This is a genomic window from Bartonella sp. MU70NMGDW, assembly GCF_042194085.1.
In the GTDB taxonomy this organism is placed as follows: domain Bacteria; phylum Pseudomonadota; class Alphaproteobacteria; order Rhizobiales; family Rhizobiaceae; genus Bartonella; species Bartonella grahamii.
The window spans coordinates 1-1354 of the sequence record NZ_JBHIMK010000307.1; the positions used below are offsets into that span (position 1 = coordinate 1).

At 32.7% G+C, this 1354-nt stretch carries 1 protein-coding gene; it reads left to right on the forward strand.

Translation table 11 applies throughout. The annotated features are described in order from the left end of the window. Positions 1 to 282: energy transducer TonB (locus ACFIKE_RS10645; RefSeq protein ID WP_375649864.1), on the forward strand; the 282-nt coding region annotated here is incomplete at its 5' end. Positions 283 to 1354 lie beyond the last annotated feature (1072 nt).

Here is a 1354-nt window from a genome sequence, read left to right on the forward strand (position 1 = left end):
GATATGTTGTTAATGGAGTGGTTAGCAAAGGTACAGTCACAATTAGAAAGGCAAAAAAATTATATTGTGGGACAGCGGACCAGTCGAGCAAAAGGAACGGTGAAGTTAGAATTTATGGTGCATGAGCAGGGCAGTATTTTTTCTAGTCGTGTAGCAGTTTCTGCTGGTGATCCGGAACTTGATCGATTAGCGATGGCGGCACTTCAACGCGTTGGTTCTTTTCCACCACCACCACCATCAAAAGTGAATAAAACAATCAGAGTATCCCTAATATTTAGCTGATTTTTATGCGGGGCGCTTTTCTTATAATATATTGATTTATAATTTTAATGAAAGTTAAAATATAGTTTGTTCGATTTTTTTTGACGTTGAATCAATCGAAACCATCTGCTTACTTATGACACAAGTTGAGGGGGAGCATGGATAAAAAACTTCTAAAAGCAGTGAATATACTTCTTATAAATGCTCTAAATGAAAGGGCTGTTGCAACATTGGGAGTTAAGGGATGATAGAGCTATAGCTTTTATGAAGTAAAGGTTAATCGTGTCTAATCGATTTTTATACCATTCGTGAGAGGATTTTCGTAAGTACTTTTCAGATACACCGTTGTGAAATAGACTTAGAAACATTAAAATAAAACAAGAATATAAATAAGAAAAACATAATATTTTTGGATGCTCTGTTTTGTGTAAAGGATGTGAGCTTATATGTAAAAATGAGAAAAACAAAAAGCAAAGCTTCATCTTCATCATTAAAAGATATTGGCATATTTAAAAGTCGTAAAACCGAATGAAAAGGGAAGGGGCAGAAGAAGATTGTTTGTCTTTAAGGCTTTCTAACTCAATGAGTCTGTCTTTCTGTTATCAGAGATAATCCAAACGTTATATATATATAACGTGCTCTTATTTGGGATAGAAATGTTATAAGCAGAAAAAATAGTCTTAAAATATGCTGTTTCGAAAGATTTGAATATTGACTAATAAGAAACAGTAAAAGGATGAGCTATTTTTTTCACTCTTCTCTTATATTTGTAATCATCTATGATATTGTCGTTTATGTTGAGAAGAAATGAACTATTTATACGACATGTTGATTTATAATGATAATTCATCATTTTTTATTCGGGGTAAAAGACCCAGATAGCGTAGGGTTTTTTCATTTCGAATTTATTGATACTGAATCAATTAAAATTAATTGCTTATACATCATAAGCAGGTTGGTATGTGGGTACCTATTTGAAAAGGAATAAAAACACTTCTTATGAACGTTTTCAAATGCTATTTGGGAAGTTAAGGCATATTATTTCCGTCGACCAGAAAGCAGGTCGGTTTTTATATCTATTTTCCCAGTGAGT